Below are 21858 nucleotides of genomic sequence, written 5' to 3' on the forward strand. Positions count from 1 at the left end.
TTACACAAATTTTATAAAAATGTTATTTAATAAAATTTCATTTTATTTGGGTTTGACTAGAAAATGTAGTGGGGTAAAAATATGAAAAACACTCATCGTTACGAAATATTTGATGTTTTTACCAATGCCGCTTTTACAGGCAACCCATTAGCTATTGTTTATGATGCACAAGACTTAAATGATGAGCAAATGCTAAAAATTACTCAAGAATTTAATCTTGCTGAAACTGTTTTTGTACTACCGGCTGAAAACCCTATTCACCGAGCAAAAATTCGAATTTTTAAACCAAGCGGGGAGATGCCATTTGCAGGTCACCCCACCATAGGAGCTGCAAGCGCATTAGCCAATCTAACAACATCACAACAAACTGAAACCCTGCTGATATTGGAAGAAAAAATTGGCATTGTGCGTTGCGCTGTAAAGCTTTGCGGTGACACATCTTTTGTTGAGTTTGACCTACCTAAATTGCCACAGTCCCTCCCCTTGACCTTTAAGAGTGAAGTTTTTGCCGTAGCCTTTGGTATAGAAAATCGCGAAATTGGATTTGAAAATCATCGCCCAAGCCTGTGGTCTGCAGGGGTGCCTTTTTATTTTGTACCAATTGATCATTTATCAACAATTGCTGGGATTTCTGCTGACCCTTTGTTTATTGCCCAAAATTTTGCTGATGAAGAAGGCAACATACCGTCATTTTACCTTTATTGCCGCGAAACACAACGTCTTGATACAGCTTTTCATGCGCGCATGTTGCGTGCTGACGGCTCAGAAGATTCAGCAACTGGCTCGGCGGCATCAGCCTTTATTGGGCTTGCCCATCATTTTGACCAATATCAAAATGGTGACCATGAATTATGGTTAGAGCAAGGGCTTGAAATGGGGCGGCCATCACGTATCAAACTTGGCTTTCACATCCATGATGATAAAATCGCTAATGCCCGTATCGGCGGGAAATCAGTAAAAATTGCACAAGGCGAAATCTTTTTCTAAGCGCTTTGAACACATATAGCCTAAATTGCCCAATTCATATTAGTGCGTAATGTGAGTGCGAAATTTCTGCCAATAAGCGTTTAATTGTTGCGCTGTTAAAATAGCAACCGCTTTGCTAATATGTTTGAAAAATTGTCCCGCTTTCAATGCTTAATTTCCATTCAAAATAAAATTTTTAATTTAAAAACAGCTACTTGCAAGTTATTTATTTCTCCACCTCAATTTACACCGTAACAGAATTTTCTTAATTTTTGAAAATTAAAACCTTTCTTACTCTCGCTTTAATTCTTTGCACCTTGTTGAAACTTCGTAAATATAGTATAGGGGGGTATATTATTTTTAACGGAAAGGTTATTATGGCCCATACAATTAAGCAAAAAGACCGACTCATTGCCCGCGTCAGGCGGATAAAGGGTCAATTAGAAGCGATAGAGCGAGCTTTGGAAAATGAAGCACCTTGCGCTGATATTTTGCGGCAAACAGCATCGGTACGCGGTGCTGTTGGTGGATTAACCGCACAATTATTAGAAGAGCATCTTATTGCCCATGTGCTTGAAGCCGACAGTGAACATGAGCGCAAACAAGGTGGCGATGAAATGCTAGAAGTTATACGCACCTATATGAAATAATATTATCTTCAATAGGTTAGATAAAAAATACACTAAAAATACTTAGATAGAACTGTACATTCATTACAAATTGTTGATTATCATCTATTGGAGCTTAAGATGACTATACAACCAATTACTGCCAATCATGACCATATTTTTTTAGGACGTGATCATAATCGCAACGAAACCAAAGTATGGCTGGTTATTGCGCTTACTGCTTCGATGATGGTTGTTGAAATCATTGCTGGCACGATATTTGGCTCAATGGCGCTTGTTGCCGATGGTTGGCATATGTCCACCCATGCTGGCGCTATGTTGGTTACCGCGCTTTCCTATTATTATGCACGCCGTTTTGTAAAAGATCGCCGTTTTACTTTTGGCACTGGAAAATTTGGCGATTTAGCTGGTTTTGCGAGCGCGATCATTCTGGCGCTTGTTGCAGTGATCATTTGCTTTGAAAGCCTTTTACGCCTGTTTAATCCTGTAGACATCAGCTTTGGCCAAGCGATTTTAGTAGCAGTTGTAGGATTAATTGTTAATCTCGTTTCTGCCTATTTATTAAAAGATGATCACCATCATCACCTTGGACATAGCCATCAACACAGCCATGCTCATGAACATGATCACGGGCATAGCCATGATCATTCTCATCATGATGAAGATCATCAAAGCAAAAAAGCACAGGATAATAATTTACGCGCTGCATATTTACATGTTTTGGCTGATGCCTTGACTTCCGTCCTTGCAATTATTGCTCTTATTTTTGGTTGGATTTATGGTTGGTTATGGGCTGATCCCTTAATGGGCGTTGTCGGTGCACTTGTGATTGGCCGGTGGTCTTGGGGGCTTATACGCGATACTGGCGGCGTGCTTGTTGATGCAGATCCAGAAAATAGCCAACTGACAACAGAAATAACCACTGCATTAAAAAATGAAAATGCAACAATCACCGATTTGCATATTTGGCAATTAGGACCCGGTCACCATGGAGCAATTATCGCTTTAAATAGTGAAGTTCCGCAAACGCCCGATTATTATAAAGGGCGACTACATGGAATTCATGAATTGTCGCATATTACCATTGAAGTCAACAACCATAGTGAAAATCTATTATTGGCGAAATATGTAACAAAAATGCAATAAAATAGTCACGCGGCTGAAACCTCTACTTTTTAAAGAATGCACATTAAAAATGTGCATTTAAGAGGGAATATAAGATGATTAATCGGCGTAATCTTTTACAAACTATTTCAGCTGCGGCGGTTCTCGCCCCTTTTACCAGTATCAAGCCAATAATTGCAGCAAACAAACAAGGTTCCTTTTCTTTTGGCGTATTAACCGATCCTCAATATGCGGCAATTGCTTCTAATGGCCAAACGCGTTTTTATGCCAACAGCCTCTGGAAATTGGAAGAATGCATCAATCATTACAATAAGGAAGAGTTGGAATTTGTTATCACCCTTGGTGATATTATTGACCGCCATTATACCAGTTTTAACGATATTTTACCAATTTATGACCGCTTAAAACATCCAAACTTCTTTGTTTTAGGCAACCATGATTATGATGTTGCAGGCGATTATATCAGGTCTATCTCCCGCACCCTTGGACTTACCAAAAACTATTATGATTTTAGTGGTGGTGGTTACCGCTTTATTGTCATTGATGGCAATGAAATAAGCCTATTTGCTCCACCTAAAGGTAATAAATACCTCAACATACCTGATGATCCGCGGTTGGAAATTGCTCAAAAACGTTTAGACGCATTAAAAGCCAAAGGCGCTGATAATGCACAGATCTGGAATGGCTCTTTGTCTGACGAGCAGTTCCAATGGTTGGAAAATACGATACAAGCCGCAGAAAAAGCCAATGAACGCGTTGTCGTCTTTGGACATTATCCGATTTTTCCAGCCAATATGCACAATATGTGGGATAGCGAACGGCTGCTTGATCTTTTAACCGCCCATAAAAATGTTATCGGCTATTTTTGTGGCCATAATCATCAAGGCAATTATGGCGAAAAAGGCGGCAAATATTTTGTTAATTTAAAAGGCATGGTGGAAACGCCTGATACGACTGCTTATTCGATATTCACCGTTCATGATGACCGCTTGGAAATTAAAGGTTTTGGCCGTGAAGAAAGCCGCACTTTAAAATATTAATGATAACTGCCAAGCGCATTGGCAAAGTCACCAACGCGCTTGGCTTTCAGGCCTATTAATAAATTACAGTAAACTATCCGATGGCAAACCATCATCGGGCGGTTTATTATGCTTTATTTCACCCAGTTCCAAAGCCTCAATGCGGCTACCGCGCCGCAATAGTTTTGATGAAGAAATAAGAATATCATCAACATCTTTTTCGGCCATTTGAAAATGACTTTGCAATTTGCGCACCCGTTCATCAAGGCGGTTAAGATCTTGCATCAATGCCCAAACCTCTGCCTGTATTAAATGAGCCTGCTCACGCATGCGCGCATCTTTTAAGACTTGTTGCACCACATCAATGGCTAGCAATAATAATGACGGCGACACAATAATAACACGAGCACGATTGGCTTTTTCAACAATGCTTTCAAAAGTTTCATGAATGGTTGCAAATATTGATTCTGATGGCACAAACATAAAGGCTGTGTCTTGGGTTTCACCACTTATGAGATATTTTTGCGAAATATCACGTATATGAACATCCATATCAGTGCGAAAACGTTGCTCGGCTCTTTGGCGAAGTTCATCCGTTGTTGCTTCACGCATCGCATTCCAAGCTTCTAAGGGAAACTTTGCATCAATAACCAGATGAGGCGCAGCATTGGGCAAATAAATCACGCAATCAGGCCTTGTGCCATTTGATAAAGTTGCTTGAAATTTATAACTGGTTGGCGGTAATGCATCGGATATTATAGCTTCCATCCGCCCCTGACCAAAAGCACCACGTGTTTGCTTATTGGATAAAATCGACTGCAATTCAACAACCTGCCCTGCAAGGGTTTGAATATTGTTTTGTGCACGATCAATAACCGCAAGCCGCTCTTGCAAACGTACCAAATTTTCATGAGTTGTGCGGGTTTGTTGACCAATAGACTGCCCTAAATGCTGACTTAAACCATCTAAACGTTCGCCAATTGCATGGTTAAGCTCGGCTTGGCGTGTACCAAACAACTCCGCCATGGTTTGCATGCGCCCTTGCATTTCCGCCTGGGCTTGCAGCAATGCATTGATATGATAATCATTGTGGCGCGCGCGCTCATCAGCCTCAATCTCAATACTTAATTTTTGTCGTAGATTAAGCCTAGAGACGATAATTGCGATAATGATGACTCCAATAAGCACACTGCCAAGCCCAAACATAACGAGTTCACTTGAGGAAAAATTGCTGATTGGCATGGAGTACCAGTCTTTCAAATTGTAAAATACGAATCAAATTGTGTAACAATATTAAATAAAACAGAAACAAAAATCGATCAAAACATGAACATATTATTTTAATTATTGTTGACAGACTTGATAACAGCTAATATCTGCTTGAACTTTACACTTGCAACATGTTCGGGTAAATTCGCCAAACTTTATATTCTGTTCATTTTCAATTTTAATGGCGGATTATATGGATTGCTCTTATCGTTCATCTTTTTCATTTGGTTTTACGCAAAATCAAATGCGCTTACTTTAATACGTAAAAATTGCTTATTTGCAGTTGGTTAGCTGAAGGCCATGTCTATAAAACCGATTATTATTTTGCCCGATCCAATTTTGCGGGAAATATCAAAACCAGTGGAAAGCATTAATGACGCATTACGCCAGCTTGCGAATGACATGCTTGAAACCATGTATGCAGCACCGGGAATTGGGCTTGCGGCTATACAAATTGCTGAACCTATACGGCTTTTAGTCATGGATGTTGCTGATAAAGACCAGCCTAAAGCACCAATGGTGATGTTTAATCCCAAAGTCATCTGGTCGTCGGAGGAGCGTAATACTTATGAAGAAGGTTGCCTTTCCATTCCTGATTATTATGCCGAAGTAGAGCGCCCTAAAATGGTGCGCGTTACCTATATTGATCTTGATGGCAAGGCACAAGAAATTGCTGCGGATGATCTTTTAGCCACCTGCGTCCAACATGAAATCGACCATTTGGATGGCAAGCTTTTTATCGACCATTTATCACGTGTCAAGCGCGAAATGGTGGTAAAGAAATTTAAAAAACGGGCAAAAGAACAAGGCGAAAAGGTATTATAATGCGGCTATGTTTTATGGGCACACCCGATTTTTCGGTGACTATTCTTGATGCTTTGGTCAAAGCTGGCCATGAAATTGTTGCAGTTTATAGCCAACCGCCGCGCCCAGCCGGTCGCCGTGGGCTTGAATTTACGCCATCACCCGTACAAAATCGCGCGGAAGTTTTAGGCCTTCCGGTCTTTACGCCAAAAAGCTTGAAATCTCAAGAAGAGCAAGCAAAGTTTGCAGCCTTAAACTTGGATGCCGCGATAGTGGTTGCCTATGGCCTATTATTACCCAAAGCTATTTTAGATGCGCCACGTCTTGGCTGCTATAATGGCCATGCGTCACTTTTACCGCGTTGGCGAGGTGCTGCCCCAATTCAACGTGCTATCATGGCTGGTGACAGCGAAACTGGTATGATGATTATGAAAATGGATGAGGGGTTGGATACTGGCCCTGTTGCCCTAACGCAATCCATTACCATTGGCGAAGAAATGACTGCCGGGCAATTACATGATGCATTATCGCAAATAGGTGCAGATTTAATGGTGAAAGCCATGGACTTGCTAGCTAAAGGTGAACTTCCCCTCACCCAACAAAGCAATGAAGGCATCACTTACGCACAAAAAATCAGCAAGCAAGAAACCCGTATTGATTGGACGCAGACAGCACGCAGCGTACAAAAGCAAATTTGTGGTCTTGCACCATTTCCAGGTAGCTGGTGCGAAATGGATATTGGTGGCCGTGTCGAGCGCGTAAAAATTCTTGGTGCTAAACTTGGTGAAAAAACGCTAGGTGAAATTGCAAGCTTTGATAAACGAGATTGCTCGGTTCAATGCCAAGATGGCAAAGTTATTTTGACAAGATTGCAAAAAGCTGGTGGTAAAGCATTAAATAGTGATGAATTTTTGCGCGGCAATGTTGTAACAAGCGTCATTTAGCTAATAAAAATAGGATTGTGCTTTGCCTCGCTATAAGCTTTTAATTGAATATGATGGTACGCCTTATGCTGGTTGGCAAAGGCAGGATAATCTTGCAAGTGTCCAAGGGGCAATTGAAAGCGCTATTTTTAAATTCACAGGCGAAAACCCAACCATTACGACGGCTGGACGCACCGATGCAGGGGTGCATGCTTTGGGGCAAGTTGCTCATGTTGATTTGACAAAGGAATGGCGCATTGACACGGTGCGTGATGCTTGTAATGCCCATCTCATTCAAAATCGCGACACGGTATCAATCCTTGCTGTTGAGCTTGTTGATGAAGAGTTTAATGCGCGGTTTTCAGCTTTAAAGCGCCATTATCATTATCGTATTTTAAATCGCCGCTCCCATACCGCTCTTGATGCCAAGCGCGTTTGGTGGGTGCCAAAACCCCTGGATAGCGATAAAATGCATGAGGCAGCGCAAAGGCTTTTAGGAAGACATGATTTTACCACTTTTCGCTCGACCCAATGTCAAGCCAAAAGTCCTATTCGAACCCTTGATCGTTTAGATGTAATTCGCAATGGCGACTATATTGATATTTATGCCAGTGCGCGTGCCTTTTTGCACAATCAGATAAGATCTTTCGCCGGCACCTTAATGGATGTTGGCACATTGCGTTTTACAGCTGATGATGTTGAGGCAGCATTACTTGCTAAGGACAGGCAACGCTGCGGTGTTGTTGCGCCACCCCATGGACTTTATTTAACTGGTGTTGATTATCAATAATTCCTGTCATTGTTCAGCATAAAGATTAAATGCTTTTGAAAAGCCAATGGGATCGGACAAAAAATCATCAATCTTGTCATTGCTATAAAGTGAAATACTCAAAGCTAATGTTCGTGCCTGACAACTAAATGATTTTTTTGGGTTAAATTCAATATCGCTAAATGCATCATAATTTTTATTAACAAAATTGTCTTTTAGCGCAGCATTATTTTCTGCGGTAAAGAGTATTTTTGTGTAAAGCCAATCATAAAAAAGACTGGTGGGATTTAGTGGATAATCTTTACCATCAAAGCTAAATTTTATCATTTTTCCTGATGTTTTTAGTCGCGGATCTTTTTTAGCCTCTCGCGGTGTTACACTCATTAGATTTTTAAACTGAATATCTCCTTCAAAGACTTTGCTGCTTTGAAAAAGATTTTCAACTGCAATCCCCTTATCATTGCACAAGAAAAAAGCGCTTAAATCCAAGCCAATAGCTTCATCTGACTTGCTTGATGCTTCCAAAACAGACCTTATACCAGCCTCACCTGCTTTTTCATGTAAGCTGGCAATAGAGCGCTTTCTAACTGCGCTACTCATACCCATATGCCAATCAAAAGTAATTTCCTTGGATATAACCGCAGGACTATTTCGATTAGGAATAAAAATCAGCCGCGTTGCTAAACCAATAATTTTTTGCATGGTAAATCCCTACAATCAAATTTTCTAAGGCTTTATTGCTCGATATTTTTGCAAAACTATAAGCTCTTTTATCTTGGCTATTGTTAATAAACAACCGCAAACTCTCCCAAAGACCGTTAATGCCATCCAAAATTTTGTAAAAAACCGCTGTGACAAAAAAAATGAACATTGTCCAAAAAAATCATTGACAATTATATGAACATTGTTCATTATTATTTACAAGAGTAGTTAAACTCACGGGGTGGGGATATGGAAAAGGTGACATTACCATTACAAATATTAGGAAGCGGGATCTGCTTACCGCAGATTTCAATTAGCACACAAAAAATCGAGCTGCAGCTCGGTGTAGGCGGCGGGACGCTTGAGAAAAAAGTCGGGGTGATCTCGCGTCCCGTTCGCTCTAATGGGGAGGATCAAATTAGCCTTGGCGTAAAAGCTGCAAAAAATGCAATCGAACAAAGCAATGTTTCTTTATTAGATATAGACCTTATTCTTTTTGCGTCTGCTGTTGGCTATCAGTCAATACCTGCAACGGCGCCGCTTATTATGCGCGGGCTAAATATTAAAAGTGGCCAAGCTGCCGCCTTTGATGTCAACTCAACCTGCCTTAGTTTTGTAACCGCCCTTGATATGGCTGCATGTTTTTTAAATAGCAAACGCTATAAAACCATCCTTATTGTTTCATCTGAAATTGCTTCAATGGCTTTACCTTGGCATGATGATGCTGAAACGGCAGCGCTATTTGGTGACGGTGCAGCGGCAATGGTGGTAAGTAGTTCAGAGGATGCAAGCCAAGGCATTAGCGCCGCATCAATGGCAACTTGGCCAGAAGGTTATGAGCATTGTCAATTGGGGGCTGGTGGCACGCGCTTTAATCCGCAAGATAAAAATAGCGGCTTTAATGAAAATGTATTTTTCCGCATGCAAGGCAAGGCTGTTTTTCGCCAAGTTCGTGATCATTTTAACCGCTTTATCTCTGATCTATTAGAAAAAGCCGGTTGGCACGCCGATGATATTGATGTTGTGGTACCTCATCAAGCAAGCCCCTTAGGTCTTGCCCATATCATAAAAATGGCGCCATTTAAAAACGCCAAATTCATCAATATCTTGGCCAATCATGGTAATCAAATCTCTGCCTCCATTCCAATTGCCTTTCACCATGGGCTTGAAAATGGATTAATTAAACGAGGTAGCAAAGTCTTACTCATTGGAACATCTGCTGGCCTATCAATCGGCGGTATTTTGTTAAAGTTCTAGGGTCAGGACCCTAGATTATTTCATCTATCACTAAGATTATATTGGCGAGGGAACCATGCGTGTTATTGTTACAGGAGCAACAGGCTTTCTTGGGCTTGAAACCTGCCGCTTATTACGCGACAAAAAATGCGATGTTATCGCAATTGGGCGCAATTTAAAGCGCGGCGAACTATTAACGCAGCTAGGTTGCACTTTCTGGCCAATTAATCTTGAAAACCTGCAAGATATGCAAGAATTGCGACAAAGGTTGCAAAATGAAACCATTGATGGTCTTGTCCATGCCGCTGCCCTTTCATCGCTTTGGGGTAAGCACGAAGATTTTTATCGCGCCAATGTCGAGGTAACCGAGAATTTATTAAAAATAGCTCAATCATGTGCTATTAGCCGTTTCATTTTCATATCATCACCAAGTATTTATTTTACATGGGCAGATCAGCTTGATCTTGATGAATATACTCCGTTACCAAAGCCAATTAATGATTACGCCGCATCAAAGGTAAAGGCTGAGCGTTTAACTCTTAGCTATGCCGATTTGTCACCAATTATTTTGCGACCAAGGGCAATTTATGGTGCAGGTGATACAGCCTTGTTGCCACGCTTAATCAAGGCTGCACAAAAACGACCATTGCCATTATTGCGCGATGGTGTAGCAGTTACCAATCTTACCCATGTTGAAGATGTTGCCCGCGTTATTTGGGCAAGCCTTTTAGCACCACGGCAATTGCCACAAAAAATATTTAACATTGCAGGTAAAGAGGCTTTGCCTATCACCAAAATCGTTAATGAAGCAGCAAAAAGGCTGGATTGCAATGTGCGTTGGAAAAAGACACCGCTAGCAGTTGCGCGACCATTAATTTACATGATGGAGCAATTTCACCGTAGTTTTTTACCCAATATTGAGCCCTTATTAACCAGGTACAGCCTTGGCGTTTTTGCCTATTCACAAACCTTATCGATCAAACGAGCACAACAAATGTTAGGCTTTGAACCGCAAATTGATTTTGCGGAAGGATTACATAAAACATTTCATCATAATGGGAGCTTACAATGAAGGCGCCTCGTTTTTTTAATAGCGCATGGGTCAGCGCCCCTAAAGGTTTGGTTACGCGCCATGGTGGTTTTAAAAAACAACAATTTTGCGTGCGTTGGGGACTATATGAAACGGAAAATCACGGCAATATTGTTATTGACACCGGTTATAGCCACCGAGTTACTCAGGGTGAGAGCCGCTCATTGCCATTAAAAATTTACAATGCTCTCTTGCGCCCTAAGCTTCATGCGTTAGGTCTATGTGAAACAGTTTTAAGTCAGTTGAAAAGCGATATTAGCCTTGTTATTTTGACTCATTTTCATGCCGATCATATCGCTGCCGTCAAGGATTTTCCAAATTCACGTTTTTTGGCGAGCCGCATAGGATTTGAGCAATTTAAACGAGCGTCAAATTTCAGCCAATGGCGCCATGGCCACTTTAATGAATTATTGCCGGATGATTTTGAAGAGCGACTTTGTTTCATCGAAGACTGCGCGAGCATTACTATAAACAATCATCAAGCCTATGATATTTTGGGTGATGGGTCATTGCTTGCCTTGCCTTTGCCCGGACATGATATTGGCCATTTTGGGCTTTTATGGCCAAAATTATCACCACCTTTGCTTTATGCGGTTGATGTTGATTGGTTGGCTTGCAATTTACAAGATCGAAGACAAAGTTTTGCCATGCGCATGGTGAGTTTTAATCGCAATGAGGCTCAGCTCAGTCATGCAATCGTCAAGGATTTTATTCAACAAGGTTATAGCCTTGTTTTGTGCCATGATCCCTCAACCAACTCTTATGACAGTTCTCATCTCGCATTAACTACGACTATGTTGAAAAAGGGGAAGCATGATGTTTGAGCATTTATTTACCAAAGGTTTTGCGCTGCAAAGCTTCTATCAAGTTTTAAAGCTAAAAAAGGCACTTAAGACCGAAGAGGAATTAACAAAATGGCAAAACAAAAATCTAGCGCGTTTAATTAGCCAAGATATTGATAAGGTTGGTTTTTATAAGGACAAAAATTTTAGGGCTTTAGAGGATCTACCGATCATCGACAAAAAAATCATGATGGATAATTTTGCCGATTTCAATTGCCTCAAAATGAGCAGCGATGAGTTGCGGCAAAAATTGCACAATCATGACCAGCCGAAAAATTTCACCATTGGTATGAGTACTGGTACGAGTGGTAATCGCAGCCTTTATATTATTAGCGAGCGTGAAAAATATATTTGGCTTGGCACTATTCTTGCAAAGCTGTTACCCAAGTACCCACGCCAAGGCGCAAAAATTGCAGTTGCCTTGCCCACCGCAACACCAATTTATCAATCCGCCAATCATTTATGGCGGTTACAATTGCAGTTTTTTAACTTAAATGATGGCTTGGAATGTGTCGCCGACAAATTGGCGGCCTTTGCCCCTGATACATTAATTGCACCGCCGCATCTTTTACGTTTTTTGGTTGAAAACGGATTTAAGCTGCCGCTAAAACGCGTCTTTAGCGGTGCAGAAGTGTTAGATCCATGTGACCGTAAAATTATTGACGAAGCCTTTGGCGTTAAGTGCCAAGAAATATATATGGCATCGGAAGGCTTATTGGCAACGCCGTGCGAGCATGGCAATCTTCATCTTTGCGAAGACAGCATGCATTTTGAGTGCGAAGCGGTTAGCGATGATGGCTTGGTTACGCCAATCATTACAGATTTTATTCGTAATACACAAATTATGGCCCGTTATCGCATGAATGATGTTTTGCGCCTTGACGAAAGACCATGCCCTTGTGGTTCCCCCATGCGCCGCATTAGCGAAGTTGTTGGCCGTATGGATGATGTTTTTAAACTGCGCGCACGTGACGGGCGGCTTGTTACTTTAACACCAGATATTATGCGCAACTCTATCCTTGATGCATCAAAACAAATCGAAGATTTTAGGCTTATTTACCGCAAAGATGGCGCAATTGTCATAACTTTGCCGCCCCATATTGATGCGCAAAGCCTGATAGATCTGAATCTTGCTTTTGAAGGCCTATTGGACAGATTTAATATTTCGCAAACATTTATTATCGAACAACAAGTTTTAACGCCGCCGCCAAAGGGGAAGTTGCGGCGCATTATCAACCAACATCAACATCACAACTAAATATAGCATTATTATTGAAATAGTGGGGATGATATGAGCTTTTTTAACAACCTCAATTTTTCCTCCTCAAATGAGGATGGACAAAGCGAGCTACAAGCGCTGAAAGATGTGTCTCAAGGTCTTTTATGCTTGACAGGCTCAGGTACACGGCCGCTTGATATGCTTTTTACCAATGCACTAGAAGTCATTGCTCTTGATTTAAGTTTTGCCCAAAATGCCATGCTTATGCTTAAAATGCTAGCAATTAAAACCTTGGAATATGATGACTATTTAAGCTTTATTGGGCTTTTACCAGCTAAAAACCGCCTTAATACTTATCATTTATTGCGAGGTGAATTAACCGTTGAAGCACGCGACTATTGGGATAAAAATACCAAGCTCATTAAAAATGGTATCTGGTATTGTGGGCTTTGGGAAAAAGTCTTGAATTTTACCGCAAAAACATTGCGCGTTATGAAAGGTAAGGCGGTTAATGCTTTATTTGCCGCATCAACGCTGGAAGAACAGCAAGCGATATGGAACCGCGAATTTAACCAAGGTATTTGGCGCAGCGGTGTTAAATTTTTGTCCCACCGCTTCATCTGGACCCATATTATTGGTGAACCGGGTGGTGCATTTATTCCATCACGTGAAGAGGTAGAAAAACAACTTGCACAAAAATTTAAAAATAGTGCAGGCGAATTTTTCTTTCGCGATAGTGATTTTGCCTCGTTAATGTTGCGTGGGTATCATGATGTTAGCCAAGGTTTACCCTATCATATGGCGAAAGATCGCTACCAATCATTGCGCGATAATTTACCAAAAATGCGAATTGTAAATGGCGGACTTCATCAATTGCCCGAATTGGATTTGGGATTAATGAGTGGCTTTTCAATTTCTGATTTTGGCTCTTATTGCACATTAGAGACCTATAAGTCCTGCTGGCAAGGTGTAATTAGCAGTGCGAGTGAAAATGCCATATTTTGTGAGCGTATTTTGCTTAATCCTTTGCCGCTACCTTTTGAAAATATCCACATAAATGAAGAATTATCATGCGAGCTAACCCGTCAAGATCGCGCCATTATTTATGATATCCGAGTTGGAACTATTGGGAGCCTATTATGACAAAACATTTTTGGCATGCCGTTTACATAGCCGATAAGTTAAAGAAAAAGCCTGTCCGTATTATGTTTGAGGGCGAGGCTTTAGTGCTATTTCGTAGCAAAGAAGGTATTGGCTGTTTAAAAGATATGTGTCCGCATCGCGGTGCATCACTATCAAAAGGGCGCGTTGTCGACAACACAGTAGAATGCCCCTATCATGGTTGGCGCTTTGATAAAAAAGGTACGTGCAAAGAAGTGCCGCTTTATGATGGTGAATTACCACGCCGCTTTTTACGCAATTTCACCGCTAAAGAGCATAATGGGCTTATATTCATTACCCAAGATGAAGAAAGTGCTGGCAATTTGCCAGAAATTATTTGGGACGATCAACCCTATGCCCAATATATTATGGAAAATGATGCCATTTCAAATTTAGCGGATGTGGTAGAAAATGTCCTTGATCCCATCCATACACTTTTTGTCCATAAGGGTATTGTGCGCGGATCCAATGCAAGCAAAAATTCGGTGACATTTACCGCAAGCGTTGAAAACAGTGTTTTGATTATTCGCCATCAAGGTGAAGAAAAGCAAAATGGCTTTTTGTCCCGCCTATTAGAACCACAGCGCAGCCATGCCATTAATCGTTTTGAATTACCCGGCACGGTAAGCCTTGAATATTATGGCAAGCAAGGTTTAAGCTTGTGTTTAACCGCTTATTTTAGCCGCGAAATTGATAACCAATATAAGGGCTCTGCTGTCTTTCGTGGTCCCAAGCAGCATGGTCTTGGCTATCTTAAAGGGCTATTTCTCATACCGATTATGCGTAAAGTCATTTCACAAGATCAAGACATTATGAAAGACGCAACCAATAATCGCCACCTTGCTGGCAATCCGCCTTATGCAAAATCACCACTCGATCTTTTTCGCCCAATGATTGACCGCATCATTGAAACGCCAAACGAGCTGATTAATTTGCCAGAAGGTCAAATGACGTTATTAATATAAAACGGTAATTTAAAGAATTTAAAAACGAGCACTTAACTATCAAAAAAAGTGCTCGTTTTTTTACATTGCGGATGAAACTAAATTAGCAGCTTTGCGCCACAGCCTTAGCCTCAAGTCCAAATAATGGGCGAGCATAGACACCAACAATATTGCCCAAAAAGGCTGCAATTAGCCATAGCCAACCATGTAAGCTGCCCGAGGCAATGCCAGAAAAATAAGCACCAATATTACAACCATAGGCAATTCTTGCGCCATAGCCCAGCAATAAGCCGCCAATGATAGCCGCACAAAAGGAGCCAAAGGACATTTTTAAGTTAGGCTTAAATCGCCCCGCAAGGGTTGCAGCTAACATCGCACCAGCAATAATGCCAAAATCCATGACGGTTTGCACATTGGTAAAAATACTTGAAGTTAGCTTTTTTGCATTGCTTGGATTTTGCCAAAAAGCCCATGAGCCAACATCAACCCCTAAAATGGTAGCAATTTTTGCACCCCATATAGGAAAAGCACCGGCAACCGTCCACGGCCTGCCAGAAACAATAAGCGTTATATAATTGAGTAAGGCAAGGGCAATCGCCCCCCATATAAGTGGCCAAGGACCGCGTAAAAATCGTGAAAATCCGTGGCTGTTAGAAGGCTTTTCTGTTTTAACTACGCCATATTTATGCTTTTCCACCCATAGGGTCAAAAGCGCAATTATGGCAAACAAAGCAAGCGAAATTGCCATACCAGCCCAAAGGCCAAAACTTGTGAGTAAAGAAACGGCGTCAAGAGCGGGAACCGCATTCCAAAAAGGCGCATGGGCAGTGGAAATAAGTGCCCCCAACACAAAGAAAAACAATACAACCAACATGCGGGCGCTACCGCCGCCCGCGGTAAAGAGAACGCCAGAGGCACAACCGCCGCCAAGTTGCATGCCAATACCAAACATAAATGCGCCGATAATAACCGCAAGGCTTAACGGTGCGCTTATTCCAACAACCGGACTGCCAAAAAAGCTTCCACCTGCAAGAGTTGGAAAAAACAAGCAAACTGCAATAGTAAGCATGAGCATTTGCACTCTTAACCCACGCCCACGTCCATCGCGGATAAAAACCCGCCATGCTGAAGTAAAGCCAAAGGCTGAATGATAAAGAGTAATGCCAAGCGCACCGCCCACTAATAATAATAGGCCTTGTCGCCAGCCATAGGTAAGGGCGATAAAAATTGCACCAAAAAGGAGAAATAGAATTGAGATGATTTTAGAAAAAGTCAGATAAGCTGACAGCTTTTTTGTCTGACCAGACACGACCGTGTACATGGCAGTTCCTTTCATATAATGATAAAGCTCTTTTAGGAATAATGTTTATACTTGTCGAGTGAAAAAGCTAAATTAGCGCGGATTTTATCGATGCCACGCTATCATTAAAAAGGCTAATTTTAGTAAAATTCGTAAGTTTTTAATCTTTGGATAGCTAGGGTCAGAACCTATTAATTTAAATGAAATGGCACAATAAACAGCAAAAATATACAAGGAGAAGAGCGAAAAGTGGGTGATATACCCATTTGAGCTTTACGACGCAGTAGATTACAGCTGTTTTTGTGTCCTTTCAGGATACAAGTAAATTTTCGCGATTACTTTGTCGAAGATCCTTGAAAATATTCATATTTCCTGCGGATCTTCTCACCTTTAATCTTTGGGTTCTCCCTAAAATTTACTCATACCATTTCGTACAAATTAATAGGTCCTGACCCTACACTCTGCAATAATAAAGACTTAGCATCTTGTTCCTAATCAATATCCACATCCAACAAAGCTAAGTTTAAAGGCAAGCGAACGCGTAACGCCGCCGACCAGCGCATCATGCATAACATAATAGAGTGCTTGGATTGTTAAAAATATCAATTTACATAGCCAAAATGCAACTAATCATCTTTCACACTTAATCGGCCTGTAAGCTTGAAAATCTGGCGAGCAAATTATTTTAGTTATGGTTCGGAAAGCGTACTAACCGATGGAGTAGCAAGCGTTATTGCCTCGCTTCATTGTTGAATATTGTGTAAATCGCTTAAACGACAAGAAAGCGTCATGTCGCTACCTTTTCGTGGTGGCTGCAGGCCAAATTGGTTGATTTTATCGTAACGCAGTTCTAAATCCTGATAGCGAATATTTACCCGCAAAAACTGGCCGATAATTTGGCAATCCTCAACCTTGCCGGTAAAGCTCAAAGCTGCATTAGCGATTTCACCCTCTATAAAATTGGCAGGGTGGATAACATAAGCCATACTGCCCTTTTGCACAGCTTCACCGCTGATATAATTGGGCGGAATAATATTGGCGTCCCCCAAAAAGCTTGCGACAAACATATTTTGCGGCCGATAAAAAATGTCTTTAGCGCTACCTGTCTGTGCAATTTTGCCTTTATCCAGCACAGAAATATAGTCACCAAGCATCAATGCCTCATCCTGATCATGGGTAACAAGAATTGCAGTGACACCAAGCTGCATTTGCAGGTTTTTAAGCTCATTTTGCAATTTTCGCCGGATTTGCGCATCAAGTGCCGATAAGGGTTCGTCTAGCAATAATATTTTAGGCTCTAAGATAACTGCACGGGCTAAGGCAACCCGCTGCCGTTGCCCCCCCGACAAATTGGCAGGCAAACGATCAGCAAATTCGGTTAATGCCACCATATCAAGCATCTTATCGACGCGGCTGTTAATATCTGCCTTGCTTAACTTTTTTTGCGCTAGGCCAAAACTTAAATTTTTACGCACACTCATATTAGGAAATAGCGCATATTGCTGAAAAACCATGGCCAATTCACGCTCACTGGGTGGCAATTGATCTATTTGGCGCGCTGCCATCAAAATGCGCCCCTTTGCCACTTGGTGCAAACCAGCGATACAACGCAACAAGGTGGTTTTACCACAACCTGACTGCCCTAAAAGCACATGAAATTCGCCTTGAGCAATTGACAGTGATATGCCATCAAGAATTGTCTTATCGCCATAATTTGCCTCAAGATTTTCAATCACCAAACTGGTCATTTTATACTTTCCTAATTTTGTTCCCTAGTTTTGACTTTTTGCAAGACGCGCATTTAAAGCCAGCGTTAAGACAGTCATCACCAATAAAAATATGAGATAAATAAAAACAATAGTGCTAGCAAAGCGCCCTGTTTCATTGCGGTGCGCATAGATATAAATTTGCAAAGTTTCAAACTGGCCCCCCACCAACAAATTGGCATAGACAAACTCGCCAATTAAAATGCTAAAATTTAATAATATAGCTAGCAATAAGGCGGGCGTTAGTAGCGGTATAATAACCCGCATTAAAATAGTTTCATCCTTTGCACCAATAAGGCGGCCAGCATCAAGCAAATCATCAATCGCTATGCTATTAAGGCTGTTTTTTAAAGCAATATAAAGCATGGGGAAGCAAATAGGCACATAAGCAAAGATCAATATCCAGATTGTGCCATTAATCTGCAATGGCGGTACTGAAAAAATTTTTAAATAGCCAACCACTAAAACCACACTTGGAATAGCATAGGGCAACACAATTAAACGTGCCATCCATTTATCAAGACTTGGCCAATAAATGTGGCCTACCAAAATAGCGGGCACAATAAGCAAAACGGCTAAAGCAATAGCGCAAATGGCAACAAACACACTGCGCAAAAATGCCATTTGAAAGCGCGTATCAGCGAGTACGTCAACAATTGTTGCCAGAGTAAAACCGCGTGGTAAAAAGCTATCTGACCAATCAACCGCGAAAGCATTGATAATAATTGCCAAAAACGGCAAAGCCATGAGCAGTGCAAAAACTATTAACAAAATGCGGGCAATAAAGGATTGTTTCATTATTACCTCTTTTTGCCAATAAGTTGATTAACCGCAATGGGAACAAGAAGCACAACGAGCAAACAGATTGATAAGGCATTAGCAAGACCGGGATTGGCAAAAACATCGCCTGCCACCAACTCACCAATACGAACGGTGACAATGCGGGCATTGGTACCAACCAGCGCATAGGCGGTTGCATAAGTGCCCATGGCATTGGCAAAAAGCAAAATGCTTATCGCGACCAGCTGCCTAAAAATAATTGGTAAACCAATAAACCACCAAAATTTTTGTCTGGTTGTACCGATTAAAAATGCTGCTTCTTCAATATCCTTTGGCACAGCAACAACAACAGGTAAAAGCAAAACAATTGCTAAAGATATTTGGAAAAAGCAATAGGTTAAAACAAGGCCAGAGAAGCTGTATATATTAAGTTCATTTATAATACCCATATCAATTAAAACTTTTGTCAACACACCATTAGCGCCGAGCAAAATGACAAAAGCCATGACCGATGGAACACCAGCAAAATTAGAACCCAAATTTGCAAAAGCAGTGGCAAAACGCTTGGAAAGATAAGAGCTTGCCCGCAAGCTAATACAAATCGGAACGGCAAAAACCATGCCGATAAGGCTTGTAAGCAAAGATAATTCAATGGTTGCAATAAAGGAGTTAATATAAAATTTGCTGGTTAAGATTTTTTGATAATAAAAAAGAAAATCACCAATATAATTAAACGAGCCAATAAATACACTTACCAAGGGAGCAGCAATGATAATGCCTAAAAAAACAAGCCAAGGCAAGGCATAGAGCCGCATATATTTTGCATTTTTCATTTAGGCTAATTTTCCAGAAAACGATGTAAGACTTGCAGCATCTACACCTAAAACAGCACAGCAAAGCGCCGCAATTTCTGTTTGCCGTAACGCCTCCACACTCATATCAAAACCAAACCAATAAAATGGTACTTCAGATTCACTTGGTAATGGTCCACTATGGTTGCCATCATCGCCCATACCATGATCGGCGGTGACAATTACTTTATAGCCTTGCTCTAGCCAATTGGGCATATATTGCGCCAAAAGATCACCGGCCTTACGAGCATTATTGCGATAAGTAACCGAATTGCCACCACTTTTATGGCCTGCATCATCAATATTCATAGGATGCAATAATAAAAATTCCGGCGAGAAGCGATTTATCAGGTTTTGCGCATCTGCAAATAAATGACTATCGGGATAGCTGTCATCCCAATAAAACACACCGTAATTAATGTCTTTAGTTTGATCAATCAAAATGCGATCTTTTTTATAATCAAATGGGGCATTGACATAAAGCTCACTCACCCAATAATAGGCAGCAGCGGCAGTGGTTAAATTAGATTTACGACAAAGTGCGAAAATATTATCGCCATTAGACCTGCGAACAATTGCATTACTTACCACGCCATGATCAGCAGGGCTGCGACCAGTTAATAAGGTTTCATATAAGGGGCGTGACATTGCAGGTAATTCACATCGCAATTTTGTAACATTGCCGCGCTTTAAGTCAATTAATCCTTCCAAATAGCCTAAACATTCGCGCGCTGTATCATAACGCAGACCATCTAGCACAACCAAAATTAGCTTGGACATAACGCACCTTTAAATAGCGTAATTGAAAAAAATACGCCTTTGCCAAGCTATTAATTACTCGGCAAAAGCTTAATTTGACTGAGTTAACTGCGCATTACATTTCAGAAAGCACGTTTTCTTGCCAAAGTTGAGTAATGGTTGGTGCTGTGTTTTTCCAAATTTCTGAGTTAATAACCCGTGCTGCCTTATATTGTTCGGAAGGTAAAACACGGTTTGCAACATCTTGCGGCAAAGTGATATGATCAATGCGAATTGGACGTGCATAACCACGCGCAAGATTAATCTGCCCCTCATCAGAGAAGATATATTCACGCGTTAATTTTGCGGCATTTGGATTTTTGGCATATTTATTAATAACTGTGGTATAACCAGAAATAACTGATGCATCGGATGGAATGAGCACGGTATATTTTCCGCCGCCCACAGCATCACGGTAATTGAGCGCGTTAAAATCCCAAATAGCTGCCACTTCAATCTCACCACGTTCAAGATTAGCAGGTGAAACCGAGTTTGACCGCAAGCGCCCTTCTTTGGCAAGCTTGGCAAAAAGCTCTATACCGGGTTGCAAATTTTCTTCACTTCCCCCCATAGCAATAGCAGCAGCTAAGATTGAAGCATTTTCTTGCGCCCCGCTACCTGGCTTAGCGATCGAAAATTTGAAATTACCGTTTTTTAGCTCTTCCCAGCTTTTGGGTGGGTTTGGCAAATCACTCTTGATAATGAAAGCAATGGTACCTGTATAAGCAAGCGCCCAATTACCATCCTTATCCTTGGCCCAATCAGGAATTTGTTCCCAAGTCGTTGGCTTATAAGGCTGGACAAGATCACGAGCAACAGCAATTGGGCCGAATTCTAAACCGACATCACCAATATCAGCTGATGCATTGGATTTTTCATTTTCAAACTTGGAAAGCTCTTCAGCTGAACTCATATCCGTATCAAAATGGCTAAGGCCATATTTTACCTTTAAGTCTTCCCAAGTGCCTTTCCAGTTGGCCCAACTATCAGGCATGCCGACAGAATTAACCGTGCCTTCCTTTTTAGCAGCATCAACTAGCGCAGAAATATCTGCGGCAAAAAGTGTGTGGCAAGAAAAAAGAAGCGCTGTTGCACCCATTGATAAATGAGCAAGAGTTTTAAAAAAACGGTTCTGCATTTACAACCTCGAATAAAAGCAACTAGATTCCCCATGAAAAGGGCTTGCCTATTCGGTTTTCATAATTGGATTGCAAAAAATTGACATTTAGATGACAGTTTTATGAAATGCTTTTAATCAAGACTTTTGCAGGCAAATAATTGTAAAGTTAAAACCAACAAGATTGCAATGCACTGACAATAAATAATTTTGCTAAAATTTGAAAAATTTGGTGGAGCTAAGCGGGATCGAACCGCTGACCTCCTGCATGCCATGCAGGCGCTCTCCCAGCTGAGCTATAGCCCCATAATCAATTTGCATGACTTTTATAAAAGCCGCCTTTGATTTGGTAGAAGCTTTAAATTAACTTCGTGAGCGGTTCATTAAAGATAGATTACATAAAGATCAAGCAAAAAATTGAAATTTTGTAATTTTTTTTCCCCACATAGATTTCTATCGCCTTTATGCTGCACTTCCTACATTTTATAATCGACATAAAACACCTTTTCATTCATTAATAAAAAAGTTTTAAGTTGCAAATGAACAAG

General features: G+C 41.0%; 21 protein-coding genes and 1 tRNA gene. 13 read left to right on the forward strand and 9 right to left on the reverse strand.

The genetic code is table 11. The features are described 5' to 3' along the window. The first annotated feature begins 81 nt into the window (after positions 1 to 81). The 4 genes from N5852_RS10240 (at position 82) to N5852_RS10255 (ending at position 3760) form a co-directional block, all read left to right on the forward strand. Positions 82 to 987: a PhzF family protein gene (locus N5852_RS10240; RefSeq protein WP_262097697.1), complete on the forward strand. Its 906-nt coding sequence runs from the start codon at positions 82 to 84 to the stop codon at positions 985 to 987. Positions 988 to 1343: 356 nt separating this feature from the next. Beyond that, positions 1344 to 1616: a metal/formaldehyde-sensitive transcriptional repressor gene (locus tag N5852_RS10245; RefSeq protein WP_262097698.1), complete on the forward strand. Its 273-nt coding sequence runs from the start codon at positions 1344 to 1346 to the stop codon at positions 1614 to 1616. A gap of 99 nt (positions 1617 to 1715) precedes the next feature. Further along, the gene (gene dmeF, locus N5852_RS10250; RefSeq protein ID WP_262097699.1) at positions 1716 to 2741 is read left to right on the forward strand and encodes a CDF family Co(II)/Ni(II) efflux transporter DmeF; all 1026 of its coding nucleotides are present in this window, start codon (positions 1716 to 1718) and stop codon (positions 2739 to 2741) included. A gap of 74 nt (positions 2742 to 2815) precedes the next feature. Then, positions 2816 to 3760, forward strand: a complete 945-nt coding sequence (locus tag N5852_RS10255; RefSeq protein ID WP_262097700.1) for a metallophosphoesterase — start codon at positions 2816 to 2818, stop codon at positions 3758 to 3760. 63 nt (positions 3761 to 3823) lie between these two features. On the opposite strand, the gene N5852_RS10260 is transcribed toward N5852_RS10255, so the two are convergent. Continuing rightward, positions 3824 to 4981 carry a DNA recombination protein RmuC gene (locus tag N5852_RS10260; protein ID WP_262097701.1) on the reverse strand — a complete coding sequence of 386 codons (1158 nt, stop codon included), beginning with the start codon at positions 4979 to 4981 and terminating at the stop codon, positions 3824 to 3826. A gap of 327 nt (positions 4982 to 5308) precedes the next feature. Here N5852_RS10260 and def point away from each other — a divergent pair, with 327 nt between their 5' ends. Genes def through truA form a run of 3 tightly spaced genes read left to right on the forward strand, consistent with a single transcriptional unit; the run spans position 5309 to position 7525 of the window. Then, on the forward strand, positions 5309 to 5833 hold the full coding sequence (gene def, locus N5852_RS10265; RefSeq protein ID WP_262097702.1) for a peptide deformylase: 525 nt from the start codon (positions 5309 to 5311) through the stop codon (positions 5831 to 5833). After that, complete coding sequence (gene fmt / locus N5852_RS10270; RefSeq protein ID WP_262097703.1) at positions 5833 to 6756, forward strand: methionyl-tRNA formyltransferase; 924 nt, start codon at positions 5833 to 5835, stop codon at positions 6754 to 6756. Before def ends, fmt begins: the two co-directional genes overlap by 1 nt. 22 nt (positions 6757 to 6778) lie before the next feature. Then, entirely contained in the window at positions 6779 to 7525 is a 747-nt protein-coding gene (gene truA / locus N5852_RS10275) for a tRNA pseudouridine(38-40) synthase TruA (protein ID WP_262097704.1), read from the forward strand. Between the two features lie 6 nt (positions 7526 to 7531). Here the strand turns inward: truA and N5852_RS10280 are convergent, their stop codons facing one another. Then, the gene (locus N5852_RS10280) at positions 7532 to 8206 is read right to left on the reverse strand and encodes a DarT1-associated NADAR antitoxin family protein (RefSeq protein ID WP_262097705.1); all 675 of its coding nucleotides are present in this window, start codon (positions 8204 to 8206) and stop codon (positions 7532 to 7534) included. A 249-nt stretch (positions 8207 to 8455) separates the two neighbouring features. On the opposite strand from N5852_RS10280, the gene N5852_RS10285 reads away from it, so the two are divergent. Genes N5852_RS10285 through N5852_RS10310 form a run of 6 tightly spaced genes read left to right on the forward strand, consistent with a single transcriptional unit; the run spans position 8456 to position 14719 of the window. Continuing rightward, complete coding sequence (locus N5852_RS10285) at positions 8456 to 9463, forward strand: 3-oxoacyl-[acyl-carrier-protein] synthase III C-terminal domain-containing protein (protein WP_262097706.1); 1008 nt, start codon at positions 8456 to 8458, stop codon at positions 9461 to 9463. A 55-nt stretch (positions 9464 to 9518) separates the two neighbouring features. Then, positions 9519 to 10514 (forward strand): NAD-dependent epimerase/dehydratase family protein, encoded by a 996-nt coding sequence (locus N5852_RS10290; RefSeq protein WP_262097707.1) that lies wholly within the window; start codon positions 9519 to 9521, stop codon positions 10512 to 10514. Further along, positions 10511 to 11356: an MBL fold metallo-hydrolase gene (locus N5852_RS10295; RefSeq protein ID WP_262097708.1), complete on the forward strand. Its 846-nt coding sequence runs from the start codon at positions 10511 to 10513 to the stop codon at positions 11354 to 11356. Before N5852_RS10290 ends, N5852_RS10295 begins: the two co-directional genes overlap by 4 nt. Beyond that, positions 11346 to 12632: a F390 synthetase-related protein gene (locus N5852_RS10300; RefSeq protein ID WP_262097709.1), complete on the forward strand. Its 1287-nt coding sequence runs from the start codon at positions 11346 to 11348 to the stop codon at positions 12630 to 12632. Before N5852_RS10295 ends, N5852_RS10300 begins: the two co-directional genes overlap by 11 nt. A gap of 33 nt (positions 12633 to 12665) precedes the next feature. Then, on the forward strand, positions 12666 to 13736 hold the full coding sequence (locus tag N5852_RS10305; protein WP_262097710.1) for a DUF3419 family protein: 1071 nt from the start codon (positions 12666 to 12668) through the stop codon (positions 13734 to 13736). Continuing rightward, positions 13733 to 14719: a Rieske 2Fe-2S domain-containing protein gene (locus tag N5852_RS10310; protein WP_262097711.1), complete on the forward strand. Its 987-nt coding sequence runs from the start codon at positions 13733 to 13735 to the stop codon at positions 14717 to 14719. Before N5852_RS10305 ends, N5852_RS10310 begins: the two co-directional genes overlap by 4 nt. 82 nt (positions 14720 to 14801) lie before the next feature. Here the strand turns inward: N5852_RS10310 and N5852_RS10315 are convergent, their stop codons facing one another. The 7 genes from N5852_RS10315 to N5852_RS10345 form a co-directional block, all read right to left on the reverse strand. After that, positions 14802 to 16019 (reverse strand): YeeE/YedE family protein, encoded by a 1218-nt coding sequence (locus tag N5852_RS10315; protein WP_262097712.1) that lies wholly within the window; start codon positions 16017 to 16019, stop codon positions 14802 to 14804. 722 nt (positions 16020 to 16741) lie between these two features. Next, positions 16742 to 17746, reverse strand: a complete 1005-nt coding sequence (locus N5852_RS10320; protein ID WP_262097713.1) for an ABC transporter ATP-binding protein — start codon at positions 17744 to 17746, stop codon at positions 16742 to 16744. Positions 17747 to 17770: 24 nt separating this feature from the next. Further along, positions 17771 to 18562: an ABC transporter permease gene (locus N5852_RS10325; protein WP_262097714.1), complete on the reverse strand. Its 792-nt coding sequence runs from the start codon at positions 18560 to 18562 to the stop codon at positions 17771 to 17773. Between the two features lie 2 nt (positions 18563 to 18564). Further along, positions 18565 to 19377, reverse strand: a complete 813-nt coding sequence (locus N5852_RS10330; RefSeq protein ID WP_262097715.1) for an ABC transporter permease — start codon at positions 19375 to 19377, stop codon at positions 18565 to 18567. Continuing rightward, a complete protein-coding gene (locus tag N5852_RS10335; RefSeq protein ID WP_262097716.1) occupies positions 19378 to 20175 on the reverse strand; it encodes an alkaline phosphatase family protein in 798 nt (265 codons plus the stop codon). Positions 20176 to 20269: 94 nt separating this feature from the next. Then, entirely contained in the window at positions 20270 to 21331 is a 1062-nt protein-coding gene (locus tag N5852_RS10340; RefSeq protein ID WP_262097717.1) for an ABC transporter substrate-binding protein, read from the reverse strand. A 209-nt stretch (positions 21332 to 21540) separates the two neighbouring features. Next, positions 21541 to 21616, reverse strand: a tRNA-Ala gene (locus tag N5852_RS10345). Positions 21617 to 21858 lie beyond the last annotated feature (242 nt).

Source organism: Bartonella sp. HY328, from assembly GCF_025449335.1.
Taxonomy (GTDB): Bacteria; Pseudomonadota; Alphaproteobacteria; order Rhizobiales; family Rhizobiaceae; genus HY038.